At 67.3% G+C, this 23,287-nt stretch carries 21 protein-coding genes; 14 read left to right on the top strand and 7 right to left on the bottom strand.

The annotated features are described in order from the left end of the window. Nucleotides 1-2 precede the first annotated feature (2 nt). Nucleotides 3-695, bottom strand: a complete 693-nt coding sequence (gene cofC, locus HH308_RS08940; protein WP_170193836.1) for a 2-phospho-L-lactate guanylyltransferase — start codon at nucleotides 693-695, stop codon at nucleotides 3-5. 140 nt (nucleotides 696-835) lie between these two features. On the opposite strand from cofC, the gene HH308_RS08935 reads away from it, so the two are divergent. Then, nucleotides 836-1,834: an NAD(P)H-dependent glycerol-3-phosphate dehydrogenase gene (locus tag HH308_RS08935; protein ID WP_170193835.1), complete on the top strand. Its 999-nt coding sequence runs from the start codon at nucleotides 836-838 to the stop codon at nucleotides 1,832-1,834. A 350-nt stretch (nucleotides 1,835-2,184) separates the two neighbouring features. Here the strand turns inward: HH308_RS08935 and HH308_RS08930 are convergent, their stop codons facing one another. Both HH308_RS08930 and HH308_RS08925 read right to left on the bottom strand, forming a co-directional pair. Further along, nucleotides 2,185-3,159, bottom strand: coding sequence for an acyl-ACP desaturase (locus HH308_RS08930; RefSeq protein ID WP_170193834.1), 975 nt, complete (start codon nucleotides 3,157-3,159; stop codon nucleotides 2,185-2,187). A 140-nt stretch (nucleotides 3,160-3,299) separates the two neighbouring features. After that, entirely contained in the window at nucleotides 3,300-4,316 is a 1,017-nt protein-coding gene (locus HH308_RS08925) for a LacI family DNA-binding transcriptional regulator (protein ID WP_170193833.1), read from the bottom strand. Between the two features lie 171 nt (nucleotides 4,317-4,487). Here HH308_RS08925 and HH308_RS08920 point away from each other — a divergent pair, with 171 nt between their 5' ends. Genes HH308_RS08920 through HH308_RS08910 form a run of 3 tightly spaced genes read left to right on the top strand, consistent with a single transcriptional unit; the run spans nucleotide 4,488 to nucleotide 8,640 of the window. Continuing rightward, on the top strand, nucleotides 4,488-5,921 hold the full coding sequence (locus tag HH308_RS08920) for a purine-cytosine permease family protein (RefSeq protein ID WP_170193832.1): 1,434 nt from the start codon (nucleotides 4,488-4,490) through the stop codon (nucleotides 5,919-5,921). Then, nucleotides 5,921-7,027 (top strand): C45 family autoproteolytic acyltransferase/hydrolase, encoded by a 1,107-nt coding sequence (locus tag HH308_RS08915; RefSeq protein WP_170193831.1) that lies wholly within the window; start codon nucleotides 5,921-5,923, stop codon nucleotides 7,025-7,027. Before HH308_RS08920 ends, HH308_RS08915 begins: the two co-directional genes overlap by 1 nt. Beyond that, nucleotides 7,024-8,640, top strand: coding sequence for an amidohydrolase (locus HH308_RS08910; protein ID WP_170193830.1), 1,617 nt, complete (start codon nucleotides 7,024-7,026; stop codon nucleotides 8,638-8,640). Before HH308_RS08915 ends, HH308_RS08910 begins: the two co-directional genes overlap by 4 nt. Before the next feature lie 2 nt (nucleotides 8,641-8,642). Here the strand turns inward: HH308_RS08910 and HH308_RS08905 are convergent, their stop codons facing one another. Further along, nucleotides 8,643-9,209 (bottom strand): DUF3515 domain-containing protein, encoded by a 567-nt coding sequence (locus tag HH308_RS08905; protein ID WP_312870489.1) that lies wholly within the window; start codon nucleotides 9,207-9,209, stop codon nucleotides 8,643-8,645. Nucleotides 9,210-9,262: 53 nt separating this feature from the next. Between HH308_RS08905 and thiL the strand changes: the two genes are divergently transcribed. Further along, nucleotides 9,263-10,252, top strand: a complete 990-nt coding sequence (gene thiL, locus HH308_RS08900) for a thiamine-phosphate kinase (RefSeq protein WP_312870488.1) — start codon at nucleotides 9,263-9,265, stop codon at nucleotides 10,250-10,252. On the opposite strand, the gene HH308_RS08895 is transcribed toward thiL, so the two are convergent. Then, nucleotides 10,206-11,111 carry a TetR-type transcription factor C-terminal domain-containing protein gene (locus tag HH308_RS08895; protein ID WP_170193828.1) on the bottom strand — a complete coding sequence of 302 codons (906 nt, stop codon included), beginning with the start codon at nucleotides 11,109-11,111 and terminating at the stop codon, nucleotides 10,206-10,208. The genes thiL and HH308_RS08895 overlap by 47 nt on opposite strands. Before the next feature lie 145 nt (nucleotides 11,112-11,256). Between HH308_RS08895 and HH308_RS08890 the strand changes: the two genes are divergently transcribed. Genes HH308_RS08890 through HH308_RS08880 form a run of 3 tightly spaced genes read left to right on the top strand, consistent with a single transcriptional unit; the run spans nucleotide 11,257 to nucleotide 13,388 of the window. Then, nucleotides 11,257-12,102: an SDR family oxidoreductase gene (locus tag HH308_RS08890; RefSeq protein ID WP_170193827.1), complete on the top strand. Its 846-nt coding sequence runs from the start codon at nucleotides 11,257-11,259 to the stop codon at nucleotides 12,100-12,102. A gap of 60 nt (nucleotides 12,103-12,162) precedes the next feature. After that, a complete protein-coding gene (locus tag HH308_RS08885; protein WP_170193826.1) occupies nucleotides 12,163-12,702 on the top strand; it encodes a gamma carbonic anhydrase family protein in 540 nt (179 codons plus the stop codon). After that, nucleotides 12,699-13,388 (top strand): uracil-DNA glycosylase, encoded by a 690-nt coding sequence (locus HH308_RS08880; RefSeq protein ID WP_170193825.1) that lies wholly within the window; start codon nucleotides 12,699-12,701, stop codon nucleotides 13,386-13,388. Before HH308_RS08885 ends, HH308_RS08880 begins: the two co-directional genes overlap by 4 nt. Nucleotides 13,389-14,901: 1,513 nt before the next feature. Here the strand turns inward: HH308_RS08880 and HH308_RS08875 are convergent. After that, the gene (locus HH308_RS08875; protein WP_170193824.1) at nucleotides 14,902-15,684 is read right to left on the bottom strand and encodes an enoyl-CoA hydratase/isomerase family protein; all 783 of its coding nucleotides are present in this window, start codon (nucleotides 15,682-15,684) and stop codon (nucleotides 14,902-14,904) included. 92 nt (nucleotides 15,685-15,776) lie between these two features. Beyond that, complete coding sequence (rpmB, locus tag HH308_RS08870) at nucleotides 15,777-15,971, bottom strand: 50S ribosomal protein L28 (RefSeq protein ID WP_170193912.1); 195 nt, start codon at nucleotides 15,969-15,971, stop codon at nucleotides 15,777-15,779. A gap of 195 nt (nucleotides 15,972-16,166) precedes the next feature. Between rpmB and HH308_RS08865 the strand changes: the two genes are divergently transcribed. The 6 genes from HH308_RS08865 (at nucleotide 16,167) to HH308_RS08840 (ending at nucleotide 23,284) form a co-directional block, all read left to right on the top strand. Continuing rightward, the gene (locus tag HH308_RS08865; protein ID WP_246284417.1) at nucleotides 16,167-17,864 is read left to right on the top strand and encodes a fatty acid kinase ATP-binding subunit FakA; all 1,698 of its coding nucleotides are present in this window, start codon (nucleotides 16,167-16,169) and stop codon (nucleotides 17,862-17,864) included. Next, the gene (gene recG, locus HH308_RS08860; protein WP_376767197.1) at nucleotides 17,864-20,134 is read left to right on the top strand and encodes an ATP-dependent DNA helicase RecG; all 2,271 of its coding nucleotides are present in this window, start codon (nucleotides 17,864-17,866) and stop codon (nucleotides 20,132-20,134) included. Before HH308_RS08865 ends, recG begins: the two co-directional genes overlap by 1 nt. Further along, nucleotides 20,131-20,913 carry an alpha/beta fold hydrolase gene (locus HH308_RS08855; protein WP_170193823.1) on the top strand — a complete coding sequence of 261 codons (783 nt, stop codon included), beginning with the start codon at nucleotides 20,131-20,133 and terminating at the stop codon, nucleotides 20,911-20,913. Before recG ends, HH308_RS08855 begins: the two co-directional genes overlap by 4 nt. Nucleotides 20,914-20,964: 51 nt before the next feature. Further along, nucleotides 20,965-21,777 (top strand): HNH endonuclease family protein, encoded by an 813-nt coding sequence (locus tag HH308_RS08850; RefSeq protein ID WP_170193822.1) that lies wholly within the window; start codon nucleotides 20,965-20,967, stop codon nucleotides 21,775-21,777. 197 nt (nucleotides 21,778-21,974) lie between these two features. After that, nucleotides 21,975-22,556, top strand: a complete 582-nt coding sequence (locus tag HH308_RS08845; protein WP_170193821.1) for a TetR/AcrR family transcriptional regulator — start codon at nucleotides 21,975-21,977, stop codon at nucleotides 22,554-22,556. Between the two features lie 11 nt (nucleotides 22,557-22,567). Then, nucleotides 22,568-23,284 carry an ABC transporter ATP-binding protein gene (locus tag HH308_RS08840; RefSeq protein ID WP_170193820.1) on the top strand — a complete coding sequence of 239 codons (717 nt, stop codon included), beginning with the start codon at nucleotides 22,568-22,570 and terminating at the stop codon, nucleotides 23,282-23,284. Nucleotides 23,285-23,287: the final 3 nt, after the last annotated feature.

Genomic DNA, 23,287 nt, shown 5'->3' with positions numbered 1-23,287 from the left:
AATCATGACGCATCTCGTTCGCGTGCGAGTGCAGACGGTCGAGCTTCGATCCACTGACTCGTGTGCTTGCCCATCCCGAGCGCCGCGGCGGCCCGGAGATCGGCCAAGGTGTCGACGTCGGTGCGTAGACCCGGCCAGTTGTCACCCAGCGGATCGAGGTCGACGGCACCGGCCGCCCGATGCGCCGCGGCCGATCCGCGGCCGAAGGCGGTCGGTTCGTCGATGTCGGTGTGACGCACCAACATCGTCGTGCCGGTGCCTTCGCGGTCGGCGACCACCGCACGCGGATGGGCTAGGGCCGCGGTCAGCGCGTCGTCGAACTCGGCGGGCCGTACGGCGGGGATGTCTGCCTGCAGCAGCGCGATGGCGACGAGATCGCGGTCGGCCGACCGCGCGGCGTCGGCGCCTATCGCGAAGGCGGCGTTGAGCGAGGAATCGCGGCGGGGGTCGTCGACGTGTGTCACGCCATGGCGTCCGGCCCAGTCGGCGATGTCGGTGTCCGGGCTCACCACGACGATGTGTTCGACACCGGCCGCACGTACGGCATCGACGGTGTCTGCGAACATCGCGAGTACGAGGCCAGCGCGATCGGGGATCGACGGGGCCAGCCGGGATTTGGCGTTGGCGAGTTCCTTGACCGCCAGCACGACGGCGACCTCGCCGCGCGTGGCACCCAGGATGGGCGGGGAGTCCATGCGTCCATCATGACCGCCGAACGGGGCAGCCGCTTTGGCGGGGCGGAGTCGGCACCGCCGATCTGCCCCACCGGATACTCTTGGATCGGTCAGTTGACGGCGGTTCCCGGTGAGACGGGCTGGGCGTGAAGGAGTCGCAGGTGCAAGCGGTAGTGATGGGCGCAGGGTCGTGGGGCACGACGACGGCGAAGGTTCTGGTCGACGCGGGCACCGACACCCGGATCTGGGCACGACGCCCCGAGATGGCCGATCGCATCAACGCCGAGCATCGAAGCGACTACCTGCCGGGTGTCACGCTGCCCGACGGCCTGCGGGCGGTCACATCGGTCGCCGAGGCACTCGACGGCGCCGACATCGTCGTCTGCGGTGTGCCGTCGCAGACGCTGCGCCCCAACCTCGCCGAATGGAAGCCGCTTATCGCGCCGAACGCGTCGTTGGTGTCGCTGGCCAAGGGCATCGAGACGTCGACCCTGATGCGGATGACCGAAGTCATCGGGCAGGTGACCGAGTTCCCGGCCGACCAGATCGCGGTGCTGTCCGGACCCAACTTGGCCCGCGAGATCGCCGAGCAGCAGCCGGCCGCCACGGTGATCGCCTGCACCGACGAACAGCGCGCCATCGAGATTCAGAATGCGTTCTCCACCAACTACTTTCGGCCCTACACCAATACCGACGTCATCGGCTGCGAGATCGGCGGCGCGGTGAAGAACGTCATCGCGCTCGCGTGCGGCATGGCGTCGGGCGTCGGGCTGGGGCAGAACACCCTGGCCACGATCATCACCCGCGGTCTGGCCGAGACCATCCGGCTCGGCGGTGCCGTCGGCGCGAGCATCGAGACGCTGGCGGGGTTGGCCGGCATCGGTGACCTGGTGGCGACGTGCTCGTCGCCGCTGTCGCGCAACCGGACCTTCGGCGCTCGCCTCGGTGAGGGAGCCACCGTCGCCGAGGCGCAGGAGGCCACCAACGGTCAGGTGGCCGAGGGAGTGAAGTCGTGCTCGTCGGTGCGGGCGCTGGCCGAGAAGCACGGTGTCGACATGCCGTTGACCGCCGCCGTCAACGCGGTCTGTCACGAGGGACTGTCGGTACCCGACGCCATCAGTTCGCTGCTCGGCCGCAGCACCAAGGCCGAGCGCGGCTAACGCGGGGGTTGCGCCGTGTTGACGTAGTTCCGAGCGGCGCAACCCCTCTGCCGGTTGAGCGAGGCGCAGCCGAGTCGACACCGCGGTGAGGCGAATTCCCAACGGAGTCAGGGCGTTTCGTGCGTTGACACCGTTGGGTTGCGTGGTTTCGACACGGGCCTGCGCTAGCGCTCCGGCCCGGCTCAACCGGCAGATGGTGGTTGAGCGAGGCGCAGCCGAGTCGAAACCACGGTGAGTCGAATTCGCGACGGAGTCAGGGTGTTTCGTGCGCTGGCACCGTTGGGTCGCATGGTTTCGCACGGGCCTGCGCTACCGCTCCGGCCCGGCTCAACCGGCAGCAGGTGGCAGGCTCAGCCGCCGACGAGGGTGGCGACGTCTTCTTCGCGCTCGGCCTTGGCGCGCAGGCGGGCGACCAGTCGGGCGCGGCTCTCTTCGAACTTGAGTACATCGCGCTCGAGCTGCTCCATGTATAGGCCCAGCTCTTCCTGAGCCTTACGACCCTCGGGGCCGTAGTCGTCGCGGTCGAAGACGCGCCAGATCTTGAGGATCGGTCGGACCACCTCGTCGAGGTGCTGGCGGAGGTCGTAGATGCCGTGCTTGACCATCAGCGCGCCGTTGCGGCGCCAGTTCGGCATTCCGGTGCCCGGCATGCCGAAGCTCTTGAGGATCTTGACCACGGACACGATGGCCTGGTCGGGAGTGAGGTCGAAGGCCGCGGTCGCGAGGTTGCGGTAGAAGATCATGTGCAGGTTCTCGTCGAGGGCGATGCGCTTGAGCATGGCGTCGGCGACCGGGTCGTTGCACACCAGGCCCGTCTGGCGATGGCTCACGCGGGTGGCCAGCTCTTGGAAGCTGACGTAGGCCACCTGGTCGAGCGGTCCGTTGAAGTCGTCGGGTGCGTGGACGCCGCGGGTCATGTGGACCATGCGGTCGTTCTCCAGCTGCACCGGATCGACGCCGCGGGTCACCACGAGGTAGTCGCGCATGGCGACGGCGTGGCGGTTCTCCTCGGCGGTCCAGCGCCCCACCCAGGTGCCCCACGCGCCGTCGAGCGTGAAATGCTCGGCGATGGTGCGGTGATAGGACGGCAGGTTGTCCTCGGTGAGCAGATTGGTGATCATCGCGACGCGTGCGACCTCGGACAACTGCGACTGCTCGATGTCCCAGTCGACGCCGCCCATCGCCGCGAAGTCGCGGCCCTCGCTCCATGGGACGTAATCGTGCGGGTACCAGTCTTTGGCGATCCCCAGATGCCGATTCAGGTTGTCTTCGACGACCGGTTCCAACTCGGTCAAGATCTCCAAGTCCGTCATCACGCGGGTCATGCAGGTACCTCCAACTCGGCTTGAGATGTGCACGCCGTTCGTCCGGAGCGGGCCGGAACAACGTCGGGCGTCCGCGCTATTGTATGGCCTGGGTCACGTCTAGGCGCGGTAGGGTCGCGGGTTATCGGCCCAGCCGGGCGTCAGATCGCACGTGTGGTCGACTCGCGGACGGCCAGTCGGCCGAAGGTGTCGTCGCCCGGCTCGACGTCGCGGCCGGCCAGCAGATTGATCAACGTCGTCACCGCGACCCGGGCGAGCGACTCGGGCCGCAGGTCGACCGCGGAGATCGACGGCGTCGTCGCGCGGACCTCCTCGGCGTCCGAGCCGCAAACCAGCAGTACGTCGTCGGGCACTCGGATTCCGTTGTCCTGCAGATACTTCAATACTCCGACCGTATGCCGCCCGGTCAAGCAGTACAGCGCATCGGGCGGCTGGTCGTGCTCGAACAACTCGGCGGCCGCGTGGCGTCCGGCTGCCGCGCCGTCGTCCTCGCGGCAGCCGACGACGCGCGGGGTCGTCGACGTCGTCGCACACCACGCCCGGTAGGCCTCGGCGGTGTCGAGGTTCCACGAGTTGGCCGCCAGTCCGGTGACCAACGCCACTCGGCGGGCACCCGCCGCGGACAGGTGATCCAGGACCATCCGGGTGATCGGGCCGGTCTGGACGTCGACGGTGCGGTCGTCGGGCGCCCGCGCGACGTCCCGGCCGACGGTCACGGTGGGGATCTCCTTGCGATACAGGAGGTCGAGCAAAGGGTCGTTCGACACCGGCTCGGTCACCAGGCATCCGTCGCACGCGAGCGCCGCGCCGGGTCCGTCGTCTTGGGACGGGTCACCGACGAGCATCAGTCCGTATCCGGCCGCGAGCGCGGTCAATGCGGCGGCGCCGGTGAACCGCAGGAAATAGTCGACGCCCGACGGCGCGGAATCACTGTAGTCGTCGAGTGGGCGCAGGATCAGCGCGATGACGCCCAACCGGTTGCTGCGCAGCCCCTGCGCCAGGATGTCGGGGCGATAGCCGAGAGCGCGCGCGACCTGCCGCACGTGCTGGCGAGTAGCCGCGGAGACCACACCCTTTCCGCTGAAGGCATGCGACACCGTCGTCGCCGACACTCCGGCCCGGCGAGCCACGTCGTGAATGGTGGGTCGTGTCGCCATGGCCCGAGCGTAGTCCACCTCTCCCGAGTACCAAACACGTTTGGTGTCGAAAATCGTGCCTTCTGACCTTGCCCAAATCGATTTGGGTCCATAGCGTGATCGCCATCACGGAAACAACGACACGCCGTGAGCGCCACTTTACGGCGCGACAGTGCAGCATCAGGAGAACCGATGGAAACCACCGCCCACGAGACAGTCCCGCGCGACGACCTACCGCCGCACCCCGAACGTCGGGGATCGATCGAGGCGCACGGCATCGACGTGATCGGGCCCGATGAACGCCACGGGCGCGCTCGCGACCTCTTCGGCGTGTGGGCCGCGCCGAATGTGAGCTACCTCGCCCTCGTCGTCGGCGGTGCGCTGATCCTGATGGGGTTGAACCTGTGGCAGGCGATCGGAGTGATCGTCGTCGGCAACCTGTTGTCCGCGGGGGTGGGTCTGCTCGCCGTCAGCGGCCCGGCGTCGGGCACACCCAGCGAAGTGATCATGCGGGCGATGTTCGGCATCCGCGGAAATCGAGTGAACATCGCACTCACCGGTTGGCTGGTGTCGGTGTGCTATCTAGCGCTGAACTGGGCGGCCGCGTCCCTCGCGGCTTTCGCGGTGGCCGACCGCTTGGGCATCGAGGTGACGACGCCGGTGAAGATCGCGCTCATCCTGCTCATCGCGGCGATCACTCTCACCATCAGCGTCTACGGACACGGCACCATCGTGCGGCTGTACACGCCGCTCACCGTCGTGCTGACCGTCGTGTTCACAGTGCTCGCGGCATATGTCATCGGTCATGCGGACTGGTCGTATCAGCCGCAGGAGACGCTGCACGGGACGTCGTTGTGGGCGGTGCTCACCGCCGGCCTCGCCCTGGTCGCCTCGGGTCCGTTGTCGTACAGCAACAGCGCCGACTTCGCCCGCTATCTGCCCGCGGACACGTCGTCGGTCGCGGTGGCGTCGTGGACGGCGATAGGTTCGTTCGTGCCCAGCGTCCTGTTCACCTCGATCGGCGCGCTCGCGGGCACCGCCATCGACATGACCGACCCGCAGACCTCGCTCGGGCAGGTGCTGCCCTCCTGGTTCATGCCGATCTTTCTGATCGCCGTCGTCATCGGAACGATCGCGAACAATGCGATGACCGCGTACAGCTCGGGGCTGGCGCTGCAGGCGATCGGTATCCGGCTGCGTCGGTCGGTCACGGTGCTGCTCGACGGCACGGTCGGCGTGCTGATGACGCTCTACGCGCTGCTGGTGTCGAACTTCCTGGACACGGTCAGCAGCTGGCTGCAGTTCCTGGTCGCGGTCCTGGGGCCGGTCATGGCGATCTATGCGACAGACATTCTGTTGCGCCGCAACAGGTATGACGGCGTGGAACTGAGCGACGAGTCGGCGTCGAGCGAACACTGGTACCACTGGGGCATCAATTGGGCGGGCGCGATCGCACTGGTCGCCGGCAGTGCCGCCGCCCTCGCCTGTATCCACACCGAGACCTTCGAGGGCGTCGTGTCGGGGTGGATCGGCGGCATCGATCTCTCACTGCCGGTCGGGGTCATCGTCGCCGCCGTCGTCTATGGAACGCTGAGCACCGTGCTGTACGGACGGAGCGCCGACTGATGCGCGCCGGTGAACCGCTTCATCTGTCGATCGACGCCAGTTCTGCCGCCGACCGGGGGCGAGCCCGCGGGCAGGTCCTGCGCGAGGTCCTGCCGGGGGTGCTGGAGCTGTACTCGAGGTTGTTCGCCTCGATCGGCGTCACCGAACGACAGCTTCGCGAACACGCGGGCCGGATCGGCGATTCGGTGGCCCGCTGGCACGAGGCGACCGCCGCCGAACTCGCCGGTGTCGCGACGGGCAGCGGGCTGGAGCCGTGGAATGTCCTGGCGCTCAACGGACGCACCGAGATTCTGGCGCTGGCCGGCTCCGCATCGCCCGAGTGCTCCACCCTGGTAATCGATCCGACGCCGGAATCGGTGAGCCCCTTCGGTATTCAGACGTGGGATTGGCATGACGAGCTGAGTCGCGGTTGGCACACGCAGAGCGTGGCGGGTACACGCGTGGGATACACGGGCCTGACCGAGGCCGGCATCCTGGCGAAGATCGGCATCAACGACGCCGGAGTCGGCGTGTTCTTCAACATCCTCGGGCACCGCGACGACGCGCCCACGGCGGTGCCCATCCACCTGCTCGCCGCCCGACTGCTCGCCGACGCGGAGTCGGTCGCCGAGGCGATCGACATCGTCGCGCAGACGCCGATGGCCAGCTCAGGTGCCCTCACGCTGGTCGATCGCGACTCGGTTGCGTGCGTGGAGATCAGCCCGGCAGGCACAGCGATACTGTTGCCGCGCAACGGGTTCGTCGTACACACCAACCACTTCCTGGCGGCGTCGAACGCGATGGGCGAGAAGTCGGGCCTGTACGACCCCGACTCCCAACAGCGCCTCGCGCTCATCGAGGCCAGAATGGCCGACGCCGTGCGCGCCGGTAGCGTTCCGACGTGCGCGGTGGACCTGGCGCAGGTGCTGCGGTCGGGTCCGGGGGAGCCCCAATTGTGTTGCGTCCCAAGCCCCGATGCGCAGTTCGGCGATCGATGGTCGACGCTGGCGACCATCGCGCTGTCCCCGGCGTCGTGTACCGCGCAGATCAAGGTCGGCTCGCCGGTGGCCGATACCGAGTTTCGAACAATGGTCGCGCCGGGCGCGACGGTGGGAGGTCTTCGATGACGACGGTTCACTATCGTGGCGGCCGGGTGTTCTCGCCGGGCAGCACATGGGCGGAATCGGTTGTGGTGCAAGATGATCGGATCGTGTTCGTCGGTGACGCCGACGTCGCCGACCAGCGATTCGAGCGCGCGGAGGTAGTCGATCTACACGGCAGGCTGACGATGCCGGGATTCATCGACGCGCACACGCACATCGTGGGTTTCGGCGAGTCGCTGGCCCAGATCGACCTGCTCGACGCCGGTGACCTCGCCGAGATCGCCCGGCGGATCACCGCGTTCGCTGGTGCCGATCCGGCGGCCCCGCGCATCGTCGGACACGGCTGGTTGTATACCGCGATCGACGGCGGACGGCCGACGCGCGCACTGCTCGATGCCGTCGAACCCGACCGCCCGGTGTATCTCACGGCCAATGATCAACATTCCTCGTGGCTGAACTCCGCGGCACTGCGCGAGCTGGGCATCGACTCCTCGACGCCGGATCCGATCGGCGGCCAGATCGGCCGTGACGCCGCGGGCGAACCCGACGGCATGCTGTATGAAGCCGCGTCACTTCAGCTCATGCGCACGTTCCTGGATGCGCAGGTGACCGATCAGCAGCGTGACGACGCCCTGCGACTGGCCTTGCACCGTTATCGCGCCGACGGAGTCACCACGGTGGTTGATATGGCCACCACCGACGATGACCTCGGCGCTCTCGAACGCGCGCTCGCCGCCGGTGACGGACGGCTTCCGGTGCGCGTCGCGATGCATTGGCTCGTCGAACAGCGGGCCACCGACGCCGAGAACCTCGCCCAGGTGGCGCGCGCGGTGGAGCTGCGGGCTCGGCTGGACTCGCCGTGGCTGTCGGTGCGCGGCATCAAACTGATGGTCGACGGCGTCATCGACAGCTGTACCGCGGCGATGTCGCATCCGTTCGCCGACGGTTCGCATCCGGACCCGCTGTGGGATCGCGACGCGCTGACCGCGGTGGTGGTGGCCGCCGACGCGGCGGGCTTGCAGATCGCGATGCACGCCATCGGTGATGCGGCGTCGGATCTGGCCTTGGACGCGCTCGAACAGGCTGCGATACGCAACGGTCCCCGGGCGACTCGGCGTCACCGGCTCGAGCACCTCGAGTACGTTGCGCCGCACAACGTCGAGCGGCTCGCGGCACTGGGCGTGGTGGCATCGATGCAGCCGGTGCACAGTGATCCCGCCATCGGCGAGAACTGGGCCGCGGTACTCGGTGACCATCGCGTCGAGCGCGGCTTCGCCTGGCCGGAGTTCACCGACGCGGGCGCGGTCGTGGCGTTCGGCACCGACGCGCCGACAGCGCCCAACGCACCGCTGCCCAACATGTTCATCGCCACCACCCGCCGGTCGGCCATCGATCCGACACTGCCGCCGAATAATCCGCGGTATGCGCTGTCGATGGCGGAGGCGTTCGCGCATGGCACATCCGACGCGGCGTACGCGAGTCAGATGGAATCGTTCACCGGTCGATTGACTGCGGGTTACGCCGCCGATTTCATCGTTCTCGACACCGATTCGTTTGTGCGAGGGCCCGATTCGCTGCTCGTCGCGCGCCCGGTGATACACGTCGTCGGCGGTCGGCGGACGTCACTGCCCGGGTGAGGTCACCCCAGGTCGAGTGGAGCGCGGGGCAGCGTGCGGTCGATGATTCCGGACACTTCGGTGATCGCCGCGTTGCCCGCGTTGATCGGCACCCACATCGCGACGTACGGGCGATGATCGACGGCCACATAGGCCTGGCCCCGCCCGTCGATCGTGTCGGTGATGAACCACTGCACCGGGTGCACCACCTGCAACTTCGACGACGGCGCCAGCCCGTCAGGGCGCCCGACGCCGCAGCGCAGGCTGATCGCCTCGCCGCCCGACGTCGAGGCCCAGCGCACGACATCCCCGTCGACGCTCTTGCTCTCGTAGCCGTTGAAGGTCGCGGGCAGCGCACTCACCAGCTTCGCGCAGTCGGCGGAGGTGTTCGACGCCGAGGCATAGGCATCGATCGGGGAACCGGCGTCGGGCTTGAGCGCGGCGAAGGCGATGAACCCGACCAGCACCATCACCGGAATCGCGACGAGCGTCGCGATCAACGCGGGATGCAGGCGCCCCGGAGTCGACGCGCCGGTGGTCTCGGCGACGGTTTCGTCGGGGGCGGGAGTGTCGTCGGAAGCATCGCTCACGGCAGCCCAGTTTAATGTCCGGTCCGATCGAGGGTGCACCTACACTGACCGCTGTGGTCAACGAGGTGAATCAGACGATCGCCGACGTCGGCGAGCGGGCGCTGCTCGCGGTGATGCGCTCCGCCGGTGCCGATTCCGAGGTCGCCGAAGACATCGTGATCGGTACCGGCGACGACGCCGCCGTCCTCGCGGGCAACCGCCAGACCGTCCTGTCGGTGGATACCGCGGTGCAGGACAGGCACTTTCGGCTGGATTGGTCCACCCCGTGGCAGATCGGCGCGCGGTCGGTGATCGCCAGCGCGGCCGACGTCGCCGCGATGGGCGCCCGGCTGTCGGGGGTGCTGGTATCGATCGCCATGCCCCCGACCACGCCGGTCACGACCCTGCTGGAGATCAATCAGGGCATCATCGATCAGACGCACCGACTCGGCGGGCGCGTCCTCGGCGGCGACCTGGTCTCGGCGTCGGAGATCTCCCTCGCCGTGACGAGTGTCGGTGTGCTCGACGCCGGGCCCGTGACGCTGGCGAATGTCAGACCCGGCGACGTGCTGGCGGTCAGCGGACCGCTGGGCGCAGCCGCCGCCGGATATGCGGTCCTCGCCACCGGGGTCGACGGATTACGCAGTCGCACAAGGCGATCCGAGCACTGGGCGATCGACGAGGCGGTCAGTGCCTTCGTGCTGCCCGCGCCCGACTTGGCGCAGGGCCCTCGCGCGGCGGCGGTGGGAGCCGACGCGATGACCGACGTGTCCGACGCGCTCATCGAAGAACTCATCACGATGTCGGCGGCTTCGCTTGTGCGACTGGATGTGTCATCGCGGTCCATCCCGACGCCTAGGTTCGCGCCGGTCATCGCGGAGCTGATCGGCGACGACGATTCGGTTCGACGCTGGGCGCTCGCCGGTGGCGAGGACCACCAGTTGCTGGCGGCGTTCGGCGACGCCCCGCCGCACGGCTGGACGATCATCGGCCGCGCATCGGCGGGCGCCGGGGTGTTCATCGACGGCGCGGAGCCGAATCTTCATGGCTGGCAGTCATTTTGATCTCAGCCGCACGGTGTCCCATCAACCGCAGCGCGAAACCCACGTAGTCGGCGGCGATGTCCTCGGGATGCAGCCGGCCGTCGGGCTGCCACCAATTGGGCAGGGACGTGCACATCGTGACGACCGCGCGCGCCGCGTCGCCGGGATCGCGGACGTGGAAGTCGCCCGCGCGCACGGCGTCGAACACGAAGCCGTCGAGCGTCACCTGCTGCCGATTGCGACGCGCCGCGATCGCTTCGTCGTTGGCCGGTTCGAGTGCGCGCACCTCACTGGTGCCGAGGAAGCCGAGTTGGCGGCGATGGGTGTGGAACAGGGCGAGATTCTCGACGATGAGGCAGAACTTGCCGACGGGGTCGTGGCCCTCGGCGACGGCCGCGTCGGCTCGCCATTCGAGTTCGCTCATCGTCTCCGACAGGACCGTCATCAGGAGGTCTTGCTTGCTGGCGTAGTGCCCGTAGATGCCGGGTACCGAGACACCGCAGCGCGCCGAGATCTTGCGCATGCTGGTGCCGTGATAGCCGACGTCGAGGAACTCGTCGAGCGCGCCGAGCAGAATCGGGTCGAAGTCGAGCGGGGAGTAGGTGCGCCAATGCGTGCCCGCCTCACGCGGGCGGCGCGGGGAGCTCGCCGACGCCGCGTCGTCGCGCCCGTCGAGGAGGATGCCCGCACTCACGCCCAATGCGCCGGCGATGGCTTCGAGGCGTCGCACGCTCAGTCCGGTGTGTCCGTTCTCGATCTGACTGAGCGTCGCGGGGCTCACGCCGATCGTCGAGGCGAGTGAGCGCAGCGAGATCGAGCGCGCCGTCCGGGCCGCGCGGATCCGGCGGCCGGGGTCGGACGATTCGGTTTCAGCATCCATGGTGTTTAGAATATCTGAACACTTGAGTCAGCGCGTGTCGAATCTTTCTGCAGGTATTGACAAGAAATGTCGCCAACCGGCACAGTCAGTACGACCGATCGTTAGCTCGTGGTCTCCTCTGCGAGCGTGAAGAAAGGACGTGACGATGACGTCACAAGACCGTCCGCTCGAAGGCCGTACCCTGATCATGTCCGGCGGCAGTCGCGGCATCGGCGAAGCCATCGCGGTCCGCGCGGCACGAGCCGGAGCCAACGTCGCACTCGTCGCGAAGACCGCCGAGCCGCATCCCAAGTTGCCGGGCACCATCTACACCGCGGCCAAGGCGATCGAGGAGGCGGGCGGACAGGCGCTGCCCATCGTCGGCGACGTTCGTGACGAAGAGTCGGTGAATGCCGCTGTCGCGGCGACGGTGGAGAAGTTCGGCGGCATCGACATCGTCGTGAACAACGCGAGCGCCCTCGATCTCACGCCGACCGAACACATCAGCATGAAGAAGTACGACCTGATGCAGAGCATCAACGCGCGCGGAGCGTTCATGTTGTCGCGCGCGGCGATTCCGCACTTGCGCAAGTCGCCGAATGCGCACATCCTCACCCTGTCGCCACCGCTGAACCTCGACCCCAAGTGGTTCGCGAACATCGGCACCGCCTACACGATCTCGAAGTTCTCGATGTCGCTGGTGACCATCGGCTTGGCCGCCGAGCTCGCGGCCGACGGCGTCGCCGCCAACTCACTGTGGCCGCGCACCACCATCGACACCGCCGCGGTGCGCAACATCCTGTCCAACGAACTGGTGTCGCGCAGTCGCACCGTCGACATCATGGGCGACGCCGCGATGAGCATCATCACCAAGCCGTCGTCGGCGGCCACCGGACAGTGCTACATCGACGACGCGGTGCTCGCCGCCGACGGCGTCACCGATTTCACCGCCTACCAGGTGTCGCCGTCGGAGACGGATCTGGAACTCGACTTCTGGATGGAATGGGATTAGACGTCTGCCTAACGGCGGGCCGCCGGGTCGGGGTGCGGCGTAGCGCGCTATCTTGCCCCCATGGCGATATATGCACTCGGCGATCGTGAACCGGTCCTGGGCAAAGACGTATATGTTCACCCCGATGCCACAGTGATCGGCGCCGTCACCCTCGGCGACGGCGTGTCGGTGTGGCCGGGGGCGGTGCTGCGCGGCGACTACGGCACCATCACCGTCGGGGCCCGCACAAACATCCAGGACGGCACCGTAATCCATTGCACGCCAATGGATCCGACAGTCATCGGCGCGGGGTGCGTTGTCGGGCACAACGCGCACATTGAAGGCTCCACGATCGGCGACGGTTGCCTCATCGCGTCCGGGTCGATCGTGCTCAACGGCTCGGTGGTCGGCGCGGGTGCCATCGTCGGGGCCGGTGCCGTGGTCCCGTTCAATTTCGAAGTACCCTCGCGCGCAATGGCTTTGGGTGTTCCGGCGAAAGTCCGCGCCGGCTACGAGGTGCCCGAGGGGCATCTCGACGGCAACGTCGAAATGTACTTTCAGAACGGTCAGTACTACCGCACCGCGCTGCGTCGGCTCGACGGCCCGGAGGCCGAGGCGTGACGTCCGCTCCCAAGCCGCTGTCCGAACTCCTCGATCCGAGGTGGGCGCTCGCTCTGGAACCGGTCGCGCCGGTCATCACCGAGATGGGCAAGTTTCTGCGTGCCGAGATCGCCGACGGGCGCGGCTACCTGCCGGCGGGCGTCAACGTGTTGCGGGCGTTCACCAAGCCGTTCGACGACGTGCGCGTCCTGATCGTCGGGCAGGATCCCTACCCGACGCCGGGACATGCTGTGGGACTGAGCTTTTCGGTCGCACCCGACGTCTCGCCGATCCCGCGTTCGCTGGCCAACATCTACACCGAGTACTGCGACGACCTCGGCTACGACAAGCCGGCCAACGGTGATCTGACGCCGTGGGCAGACGCCGGCGTGCTCCTGCTCAACAGGGTGCTGACAGTGTCGCCGGGCGCCCCCGCGTCCCATCGAGGCAAGGGGTGGGAGGCGGTCACCGAGTGCGCGATCAAAGCGCTCGTGGCCCGCGAAGGCGAACCGCTCGTCGCGATCCTGTGGGGCAACGACGCCCGCAACTTGAAGGAATGGCTGCCCGACGTCCCGGTGATCGAATCGCCGCACCCGTCGCCGCTGTCGGCGTCGCGCGGCTTCTTCGGCTCGCGCCCATTCAGCCGAGCGAACGAGGCATTGGAGGACCTGGGGGCCGACCCAGTGGACTGGAGACTGCCGAGCTGAGGTTCGTGGAAGCGAACCTGATCCGCCCAGATCCCCGAGTGCCGAACGAGCTCGCGAGTTCGGGCCACCCCCGCTCCCCGAGTGCCGACCGAGCTCGCGAATTCGGACCGCCTCGCCCCCCGAGTGCCGAACGAGCGTGCGAGTCCGGGCCACCCCCCGCTCCCCGAGTGCCGAACGAGCTTGCGAGTTCGGTGTAACGAGGGGTCTGGTGAGCCGAGAAGACCAGCCCGGCCACTGCGACGTGGCTGCTAGACGAACTTCAACACGTTTTCTCGCGGTCAACCCGGAACTATTGGTGTTGAGTGTGAGAGAACGTGTTGCGGCGTGAAATCTGTTGGGTGCATTCGGTTTTGGGTGCGTGGTGCGGTGGTCTGTTTGTGTCGCCGGCCCCTCGTTACACCGAACTCGCAAGCTCGGTCGGCACTCGGGGAGCGGGGTTGGCCCGACCTCGCCCCAGCCGATCTAACCGAACACGGCTTTGCGCTTCTCGACGGACGCGTCAACGCCGTCTGCGCCGGCGGCCGGTGTCGAGATGCTCACGCTCTCGGCGAGCGAGGTTAGGGTCGACGGCGCGGGCATCCTCCGATCCCCGAGTGCCGAACGAGCTTGCGAGTCCGGGCCACCCCCTGCTCCCCGAGTGCCGAACGAGCTTGCGAGTTCGGTGTAACGAGGGGTCTGGTGAGCCGAGAAGACCAGCCCGACCACTGCGACGTGGCTGCTAGACGAACCTCAACACGTTGTCTCGCGGTTAAACCGGAATTATTGGTGTTGAGTGTGAGAAGAAGTGTTGCGGCGTGAAATCTGTTGGGTGCATTCGGTTTGCAGTGCCGGGGTGCGGTGGTCTGTTTGTGTCGCCGGCCCCTCGTTACACCGACCTCGCGAAGCTCGGTCGGCACTCGGGGAGCGGGGGCGGGCACGCGACCACGCCGCGGCTGATTTGCGCCCCAGCCGATCTAACCGAACACGGCTTTGCGCTTCTCGACGGACGCGTCGACGCCCTCTGCGCCGGCGGCCGGTGTCGAGATGCTCGCGCTCTCGGCGAGTGAGTTTGGGATCGATGGCGTGGGCATCCTCCGATCCCCGAGTGCCGAACGAGCTCGCGAGTTCGGTGTAACGAGGGGTCTGGTGAGCTGAGAAGACCAGCCCGACCACTGCGACGTGGCTGCTAGACGAACCTCAACACGTTTTTCTCACGGTTAACCCGGAACTATTGGTGTTGAGTGTGAGAAGAAGTGTTGCTGCGTGAAATCTGTTGGGTGCATTCGGTTTTGGGTGCGGGGTGCGGTGGTCTGTTTGTGTCGCCGGACCCCTCGTTACACCGACCTCGCAAGCTCGGTCGGCACTCGGGGATCGGGGGTGGCCCGACCTCGCGAGCTCGGTCGGCACTCGGGGAGCGGGCGGTCCGAACTCGCGAGCTCGGTCGGCACTCGGGGAGCGGGGCGACCCGACCTCGCGAGCTCGGTCGGCACTCGGGGAGCGGGGGGTTTCAGCACTCGACCACGCCCCAGCCGAACTAACCGAACACGGCTTTGCGCTTCTCGACGAACGCGTCGACGCCTTCTCGGCCCTCTGCGCCGGCGGCCAGTGTCGAGATGCTCGCACCCTCAGCGATGAGCTGTTCGGGCAGCGAACGGGTGGCACCCGCCTGGATCAACCCGACCGTCGCGGCATACGCCGCGGCTGGACCGGCGGCGAGTTGCGCCGCGATCTCGTGCGCGCGAGCCTCCACGGCATCGTCGTCGACGATCTCCGAGAGCAGGCCGAGCGACAGCGCCTCGTCGGCGTCGAGGATCTTGTTGGTGAGAATGATGTGGCGGGCGCGCGCGGCGCCGACGATCCGGGGGAGCATCCAGGTCATGCCGCCGTCGGGGCTCAAGCCGATACCGCTGTAGGCGGGACGCATCTTGGTCGATGTTCCGCCGACGGCGATGGTGGCGTGCGTGACGACGCTCATCCCCGCGCCCGCGGCCCAGCCCTTGACCGCGGCGACGACGGGCAGGCGCGACTCGTGCAGGGCGTTGACGAAGGCGTGGAAGTTGTCGGCCAGGTCGCGCAGGAATGCCGAGCGGTCGTCGGCGCCCGCGAACGACAAGACGTCGCCGCCCGCGCAGAAGTTGGCTCCGTTGCCGACCAGCACGACCGCTGCTACGTCACGCTGCCCTCGGGCCACCTGCTGCAGGGCCAACGCGCCTTCGGTGACGCCCTGACGGTTGAGGGAGGTGCCTTTCTCGGCGGTGGATATGGCGATGGTCAGGACACGGCCGTCCTGGGTGACGAGCGGAGTTGGGGAGGTCATGATCCGAGGTTATCGTGCGGTCCGCAGACAGCGAAAACCCGCCGGGCACTTGGCCGGGCGGGTCATCGAAAGTTGTTACGCGGTGCTCTGACTCAGGCGTGCAGCGCGGTCTTGCCGGCCTTGAGGCACGAGGTGCACACGTTCTTGCGCTTGCGGTTACCGGGCGCAACTTCGACACGCACAGACTGGATATTCGGGTTCCAGCGGCGGTTGGTGCGCCGGTGCGAGTGCGAAACCGACTTGCCGAAGCCGGGGCCCTTGCCGCAAATGTCACAAACGGCAGCCATATCGAACTCCCTCATATTGTTGGAAACTGGTCTTGTCGAGCCCGTGAAACAGCGCGCGCCGCTTTCGGCGTGACCGTCGTGGTAGTCCGCGGTGCAGACAAACCACCCCACAAGGCAACCCTGCAAGAATAGCGGTCGGACGCGGATCGGACCAAATCCGGTGTTGTCGGGGGCTGCGGGTAATCTGAGTCACTGATGTCACCCACCGGTCCCGTGCACCCGCCGTCACCCGCGTCAGCCGCGATGAATCCGCAGTTGCTGCGCGATTGGGCGCGCGCGAGCGCGCAGACGCTCGCAGCCCTGCGCGGCGAGATCAACGACCTCAACGTCTTCCCGATTCCCGACTCCGACACCGGCAGCAACATGGTCTTCACGATGACGGCGGCCGCCGACGCCGCGGGCGAGATCGACGCCGGGGCGTCGGTCGCCGACGTCGCGCGAGCCATCGCCGACGCCGCGGTTGCGAACGCGCGGGGCAACTCGGGAATCATCCTGTCGCAGGTCCTCGTCGGCATCGCCGACGCCGCCGACCTCGCCACCACCGAAGCTGAGCAGACGTTCAATCGGCTGTGGTCGACGGGACTGCGCCTGGCGTCGCTCGCGGCGGTGCGCGCCGTCAGCGAGCCGCGCGAGGGCACTGTGCTGACGGTGCTGCGCGTCGCGGCGAAGAGCGCCGCAGAGTACGTGGCGGCGTCGGCGGCGGACCAGGCGCGCGCAGTCGCCGACGACAGCGCCGAAGCTCTCGAACACACTCCCGAGCAACTCGCCGAACTCGCCCACGCCGGCGTCGTCGACGCGGGCGGCCGCGGCCTGCTGGCACTGCTCGATTCGATGGTGCTGGTGCTGACCGGGGTGTCCAACAAACGGCGTCCGTATCGCGGAATCCTCGTCGGCGGCGGTGATCTGACCGGCCACGACTTCGCCGAACCGTGCGCCACCGACAGTGACATGGACTTCGAGGTGATGTACTGCCTCGACTCGTCGGCGGGTGAGCGCATCGGCCGCCTGCGCGACTACCTCAATGAGATCGGCGACTCGGTGGTCATCGTCGGCGACAGTTCCGGTGGCGGAGAACGTTTTTCGGTGCACGTGCACACCAGCGACCCGGGCAAGGCCGTGGAGGCGGGCACCGTCGTCGGGCTGATGTCCGACGTGCGGATCAGTTGTTTCGCGCTCGACGCGCTGCGGGCGCAACCGGACAATCACGAGCCGCCCCCTCGGCATAAACGTGCCGTGGTGGTCGCAGTGAAAGGTGATGGGGCGCAAGAACTTTTCAGCGATGCAGGCGCTGCGACGGTGCGGGCCGACACCGGCGTCTCCGCCAGCGTCTTCGCCGACGCGATCCGGGTGGCCGACGCCGCGCACGTGATCGTGATGGCCAACGGTGTGCTGCCGGCTCAGGAATTGGTGAGCGTCGCCGCGGAGGCGCGGTCGAGTCAGCGGTCGGTGGTCTTCATTCCGACGCTCTCGATGGTGCAGTGCCTCTCGGCGCTGGCCGTTCACGATTCCGCCGAGAGCCCCGACGCCGACGCGTACGCGATGGCCGAGGCGGCCGCCTCGACGCGGTGGGGGTCGATCGTGGTCTCCAAGCGCAAGATGATGACGCTCGTCGGGCTGTGCGAGGTCGGCGATCTGCTGGGGTTCATCGGCTCCGACGCCCTGGTGATCGGTGCTGATCCGCTGACCGCGACGACGGCGCTCGTCGACCTGTTGCTGGCCACCGGAGGTGAGCTGATGACGGTGCTCGTCGGCGCGGGCTTGGCCGAATCAGAGTCCGGCGCAACGGTTCTCGACGGACTCGGGGCACATTTGCGTGATCGCCACGCCGGCGTCGAGATGGCGGTCTATGAAACCGGGCAACCCGATCAGCTGCTGCAAGTGGGAATCGAGTAGTGGCCGGGCAACCTCCGATCCCGCTGACCGCGCCGCTGGAGGCGGTGATCAGTCCGGCGACGGCTCAGGGCCTCGCCGACCTCGGGGTGTACACGGTGGGGCAGTTGCTACGGTACGCGCCCCGACGCTATGTGCGGCGCGGGCAGGTCAGCGAAGAACGGCTGCTGCCGGAGCCCGGCGAGTGGATCACGGTGATCGGCAGGGTGATCAAGGCCGACATGATCCAGATGCGCAAACGGCACGGCCAGTTTCTGAAAGTCGTTGTGGCAGATGAGCGTCAGACCTACGACGTCAGCTTCTTCAACGCCAGGTATCTGCAGAAGAAGCTGAGGCCGGGCACGCGGGTGATGCTGGCCGGCGCGGTGAAGTACTACAACAACAAGATTCAACTGTCCCACCCGGCGCACGTACCGCTGCCCGACGGCGACGTCGGCTTCGACGAGGTGGCCGGCCCCGACATGCTCGCTCAGGCGCTCGGCGTCGACAAGTCACTCGTGGAGGGCAAGGCGGGGGAGCAGTTCCTCGCCGACCTCGACCGATCCATCCTGCCCATCTACCCGGCGAGCCAGAAGGTGCAGACCTGGCAGATCTGGGCGTCGATCCGAGACCTGTTGGGGCGCATCGAGAAAGTACCCGAAGCGCTCACCGAGAAGCAGCGCGGCGAGCGTGGGCTCATCACGCTCGACGAAGCGCTGTGGAAAGTGCACCTGCCCGACGTCGACTCCGACGTCGAGCGGGCACAGGATCGGTTGAAGTTCGATGAGGCGTTCGCCATGCAGCTGGTCCTCGCGCAACGCCGCGCCGTCGGACGGATCGAGTCGGCGCCGTCCTGCCCGCATGTCGTCGGTGGCCTGGAAGATCAACTGCGCCTGCGGCTTCCGTTCGAGTTGACCGCCGGGCAGCAAGAGGTGTCGGCGGAGATCGGCGACGACCTTGCCGGGTCCGCGCCGATGAGCCGACTGCTGCAGGGCGAGGTGGGCTCGGGCAAGACGCTCGTCGCGTTGCTCGCGATGCTGCGGGTGGTCGACAACGGGCACCAATGCGTCCTGCTCGCGCCGACCGAAGTGCTTGCCGCGCAGCATCACCGGACCATCACGACCATGCTCGGCGAGTTGGGACGGGCGGGTGAACTCGACGGAGTCGATGGGGCGACGTCGGTCGCGCTGCTCACCGGGTCGATGCGTACCGCCGCCAAACGGCGAGTGCTGCTGGAGATCGTCACCGGCAACGCCGGACTGGTCATCGGCACCCACGCCCTGCTGGAAGATCACGTCGACTTCTTCGACCTCGCGATGGTCGTCGTCGACGAGCAGCACCGGTTCGGCGTCGAGCAGCGAGACAGCCTGCGCGGCAAAGCGATTGACGGGATGGTCCCGCATCACCTGGTGATGACGGCGACGCCGATTCCGCGTACCGTCGCGATGACCGTCTTCGGTGATCTGGAGACGTCGATCCTGGCGGAGTTGCCGAAGGGGCGTCAGCCGATCACCACCAACGTGGTGCCGCTGGGCAACGAGCGATGGATGGAACGCGTCTGGCAGCGGGCCGCGGAGGAGATCGACAAGGGCAGACAGGTCTACGTGGTCTGTTCGCGGATCGGCGACGAGGACACCAAGACTGGCGGCAGAAGTAAGGCCAAGTCCGGCACAGGCGAAGAGCCGCAGACGATTTCAGTGCTCGACCTCTACGAGATGCTCAGCGCCGGTCCGTTGGGGCAGTACCGCCTCGGACTGCTGCACGGTCGCCTCCCGGCCGACGAGAAGGCTGCCGTGATGGACGACTTCACCTCGGGCGCATTGGATCTGGTGGTCGCCACGACGGTGATCGAAGTCGGCGTCGACGTCCCCAATTCGACGATGATGGTCATCATCGACGCCGACCGCTTCGGCGTCAGTCAACTGCATCAGCTCCGTGGCCGCATCGGCCGCGGGCAATGGCCGGGGCTGTGTCTGCTGGTTTCCGGGGCCGCCGAAGTGTCGCAGGCGCGCGAGCGGCTCAACGCGGTCGCGGCGTCGACGGACGGATTCGAACTGGCCCGCGTCGACCTCGAACAGCGTCGCGAGGGTGACGTTCTCGGCGAATTGCAGTCCGGCGGAACGTCATCGCTGCATTTCCTGTCGTTGCTCGACGACGCCGAGGTGATCTCCGACGCTCGCGAACTCGCTGAGGAAGTCGTCGGCGAGGACCTGTCGCTCGCCGATCATCTCGGGGCGGCGCGCCTCATCGACGACATTCTGGCGCCCCGGCTGGAGTACCTGGACAAGACATGATCGCCCGCGAATATCGGCAACTCGCGCGGGCCGCGGACCGGACCCGGCTGGCCGTTCAAGTGCGCGGAACCGGCCCGACGCTGTTGCTGCTGCCCGGGCAGGCGAACAACCACCACTGGTGGGACCGCACGCGTCCCGACTTTGACGAGCGGCACACCACGGTCACCTTCGACTATCGCGGCACCGGCGGCAGCGACTCTCCCGACGGGTCGTATTCGACCAGGCAGTTCGCCGAAGACGCAGTGGCGGTGATGGATTCGCTCGACGTCGGGCGCTTCGACGTCTACGGAACGTCGATGGGTGGTCGTAGCGCACAATGGCTGGCCGTCATCGCGCCGAAACGCGTACGACGTCTGGTCCTCGGCTGCACGACACCGGGCGGTGCGCACGCCGTCGAGCGCAGTCAGGAGATTCGTCGGCAACTCAACGGTCCCGACGCGCAACGAGTTCTGATCGACCTCATGTACACGCCGCGCTGGCAGGCCGCCAATCCCGGTCCCTACCATGTCCTCGGTGATCCAGACATGAGCGACAGGGCCCGCCGGCAACACCTTTCGGCGAGCAACGGTCACGACGCGTGGGAGGTGCTGCCGCAGATCGCCGCGCCGACCCTGATCCTGCATGGCTCCGACGATCAGTTCGCACCCGTCGTCAACGCCGATCTCCTCGCCGGCCGGATCCCGCCAAGCCACCGACACGTGTTCGACGGTGCGCGGCACGCCTACTTCGACGAGGCGCGCGAAACGGCGAGTGCGGCGGTGCTGGAGTTTCTCGCATAATCCGCACGGTTCGGGTGGAACCGGTCGTACCCCGTGCTGCGTCTCATTCCCATGCGTCTCATTCCGTCCGGACTCGACCCTTCTGCACTCGACGACGCCGTTCCCGCGATTCGACGTTGGCTGCGTCGTCGCGCCCGGCGTCGACGCTGGCGAATCGCCTCAGCGCGCTACCCGTATCGGCGGCTATCGATGCGGGCGTGGCTCGCGGTATGGGCGTTCGTCGGGTCGGCGATCATCGTCGTCGGCGGACTGGCCGTATCGTCGTCGCACCGGTCGGTGAGTCCGGTGGCCCGGAACATGTTGGCGCAGTTGGCGATCGTCCCGGTCCTCGCACACCGTCCACCCCATCGCGCCGACTACGACCGGTCCGCGTTCGGGATCGCCTGGACCGATGACACCGGCGTCGCCGACGCGGGGAACGGCTGCGACACGCGCAACGACATCTTGCGGCGCGACCTCACCGACGTGCGCACCGACGCGACGAAGGGCTGTGCTCGCGCGGTGCTGTCGGGCGAGTTGCGCAGCCCGTACACGGGATCGTTCGTGGCATTCCGGCGGGGCCGCAACTCGTCTGCGGTGCAGATCGATCACATCGTGCCGCTGTCCTACGCGTGGGACATGGGTGCGAGTGGCTGGTCGGCGTCGCAACGGGCCGATCTGGCCAACGATCCGGCCAACCTGGTCGCCGTCGACGGGGCGTCGAACATGGACAAGAGCGATCAGGAACCGGCGCGGTGGATGCCGCCCGCGCCGGGGTTTCACTGCCAGTACGCGACGCAGTTCGTCACGATCCTGATCGCCTACCGGCTGTACCTCGACGCGCCGTCGCGGGATGTCTTGGCTGCGTCATTGTCGGGGTGTTAGGCCGTCGCTGTTCCCGGTTTTGCCCGCGACGAGCGCGCGTCTCCCGATTCCCGTTGCGGCTCTCGGCCGCTCGCCGAATTGTCGTCCGCCCGTAGTCGGGCGGCCTCCAGATCCGACCTTGTGGACAGGCCATATCGGGCCTAGCTTGGACATATGCCCAATGTGATTGCCCAGTGCAAACGCCCGAGGAGAACCCCGTGGTGACGGCCGCGGAGCAGGGGCGAGAAACTCGACGGCGATTGATGGATGCCGCCGTCGAGGTGATCGCTGAAGAGGGTTGGGGTGCGGCGAGTACTCGTTCGGTGGCCCTGCGCGCCGGCCTGCCGCCCGGGCTGGTGCACTATCACTTTCCGTCGGTGACCGATCTGTTGATCGACGCGTCTTTGCGTCTGGCGCAAGAGGAAGTTGCGGGCGTGGTGCGGGCAGCGGTTTCGGACACGGGAGCTGCCGGACTCGCGACACTGTTGGACGCGTTGGCGTCGTACCGTGCCGACCAGGCGGCCACGACTGTATTCACCGAAATGCTGTTGGCGGGCACCCGGCATGAGCGAATGCGTGCCGGCCTCGCCGAGGTGTTGCGCGAATCCCGCACCGCGATAGCCGACTGGTTACGACGAGAGGGGGACGTGATCGATCCGGAGGCGTGTGCGGCCGTGGTCCTTGCGGCCATGGACGGCCTGGTGCTGCATCAGCTGATAGCGCCGGAACTTCGTGACCTCGGTCTGGCGACGCCGTTGCGTCGGTTGGTCGGGATCTCGCAGCACCCGAATGGCGACTGAGGAGTCGAGAAATGATGGTTAAGCGCGGCGGACTTCGCTTACGCGGGGTCGAGAAAGCATATGGAACAGGGGAAGCCGCGGTATGTGCGCTGCGCGGCATCGACCTGGATGTGGCGCCCGGTGAACTCGTCGCGATTCTCGGGGCGAGTGGATCAGGCAAGACAACGCTGCTGAACGTTATCGGCGGCATCGAGTCCGTCGACGCCGGCTCAGTGTGTGTCGCCGGAGAAGAAGTATCGGCCAGGTCGCCCTCAGCGTTGAGTGAGTTCCGGCGCACTCATATCGGCTTCATCTTCCAGTTCTTCAACCTGATCCCGACATTGACGGCGCGCGAGAACGTGGAGGTGGTGATGGAGCTGACTGGCCGCGGCGACCGACGCCGCGTGCCCGATCTACTAGCCGCCGTCGGATTGACCGATCGTGCCGACCATTTTCCGGCGCAGCTCTCCGGTGGTCAGCAGCAGCGAGCGTCGATAGCACGGGCCATCGCGACCGAGCCCGACCTACTTCTCGCCGACGAGCCGACCGGAGCGCTCGATGTCGCCACCGGACGCATCGTCCTGGGCCTTATTCAACAGATCAACAAGACTGGAAGGGGGGTGGTCATGGTGACGCACAACGAGATGGCCAGCCACATCGCCGATCGTGTCTTGCGGATGGGGGATGGGCGGATCGTCGCCGACGAACTGAACGCCGAGCCCACCGACGCTGTTGCTCTGCGCTGGTGACCT

The sequence above is a fragment of the Gordonia asplenii genome, from assembly GCF_012933505.1.
Lineage (GTDB): Bacteria > Actinomycetota > Actinomycetes > Mycobacteriales > Mycobacteriaceae > Gordonia > Gordonia asplenii.
Note: the sequence above shows the minus strand (reverse complement) of the source record. Positions and strands in the feature narration are given on the sequence as shown.

Bases quoted from the DNA above. Each gene is read 5' to 3' on its own strand.
- cofC (WP_170193836.1), bottom strand. From the start codon at position 695: ATGGACTCCCCGCCCATCCTGGGTGCCACGCGCGGCGAGGTCGCCGTC.
- HH308_RS08930 (WP_170193834.1), bottom strand. From the start codon at position 3,159: ATGACCCGCGTGATGACGGACTTGGAGATCTTGACCGAGTTGGAACCG.
- HH308_RS08925 (WP_170193833.1), bottom strand. From the start codon at position 4,316: ATGGCGACACGACCCACCATTCACGACGTGGCTCGCCGGGCCGGAGTG.
- HH308_RS08920 (WP_170193832.1), top strand. From the start codon at position 4,488: ATGGAAACCACCGCCCACGAGACAGTCCCGCGCGACGACCTACCGCCG.
- HH308_RS08915 (WP_170193831.1), top strand. From the start codon at position 5,921: ATGCGCGCCGGTGAACCGCTTCATCTGTCGATCGACGCCAGTTCTGCC.
- HH308_RS08910 (WP_170193830.1), top strand. From the start codon at position 7,024: ATGACGACGGTTCACTATCGTGGCGGCCGGGTGTTCTCGCCGGGCAGC.
- HH308_RS08895 (WP_170193828.1), bottom strand. From the start codon at position 11,111: ATGGATGCTGAAACCGAATCGTCCGACCCCGGCCGCCGGATCCGCGCG.
- HH308_RS08890 (WP_170193827.1), top strand. From the start codon at position 11,257: ATGACGTCACAAGACCGTCCGCTCGAAGGCCGTACCCTGATCATGTCC.
- HH308_RS08885 (WP_170193826.1), top strand. From the start codon at position 12,163: ATGGCGATATATGCACTCGGCGATCGTGAACCGGTCCTGGGCAAAGAC.
- HH308_RS08875 (WP_170193824.1), bottom strand. From the start codon at position 15,684: ATGACCTCCCCAACTCCGCTCGTCACCCAGGACGGCCGTGTCCTGACC.
- rpmB (WP_170193912.1), bottom strand. From the start codon at position 15,971: ATGGCTGCCGTTTGTGACATTTGCGGCAAGGGCCCCGGCTTCGGCAAG.
- HH308_RS08865 (WP_246284417.1), top strand. From the start codon at position 16,167: ATGTCACCCACCGGTCCCGTGCACCCGCCGTCACCCGCGTCAGCCGCG.
- HH308_RS08855 (WP_170193823.1), top strand. From the start codon at position 20,131: ATGATCGCCCGCGAATATCGGCAACTCGCGCGGGCCGCGGACCGGACC.
- HH308_RS08850 (WP_170193822.1), top strand. From the start codon at position 20,965: ATGCGTCTCATTCCGTCCGGACTCGACCCTTCTGCACTCGACGACGCC.
- HH308_RS08840 (WP_170193820.1), top strand. From the start codon at position 22,568: ATGATGGTTAAGCGCGGCGGACTTCGCTTACGCGGGGTCGAGAAAGCA.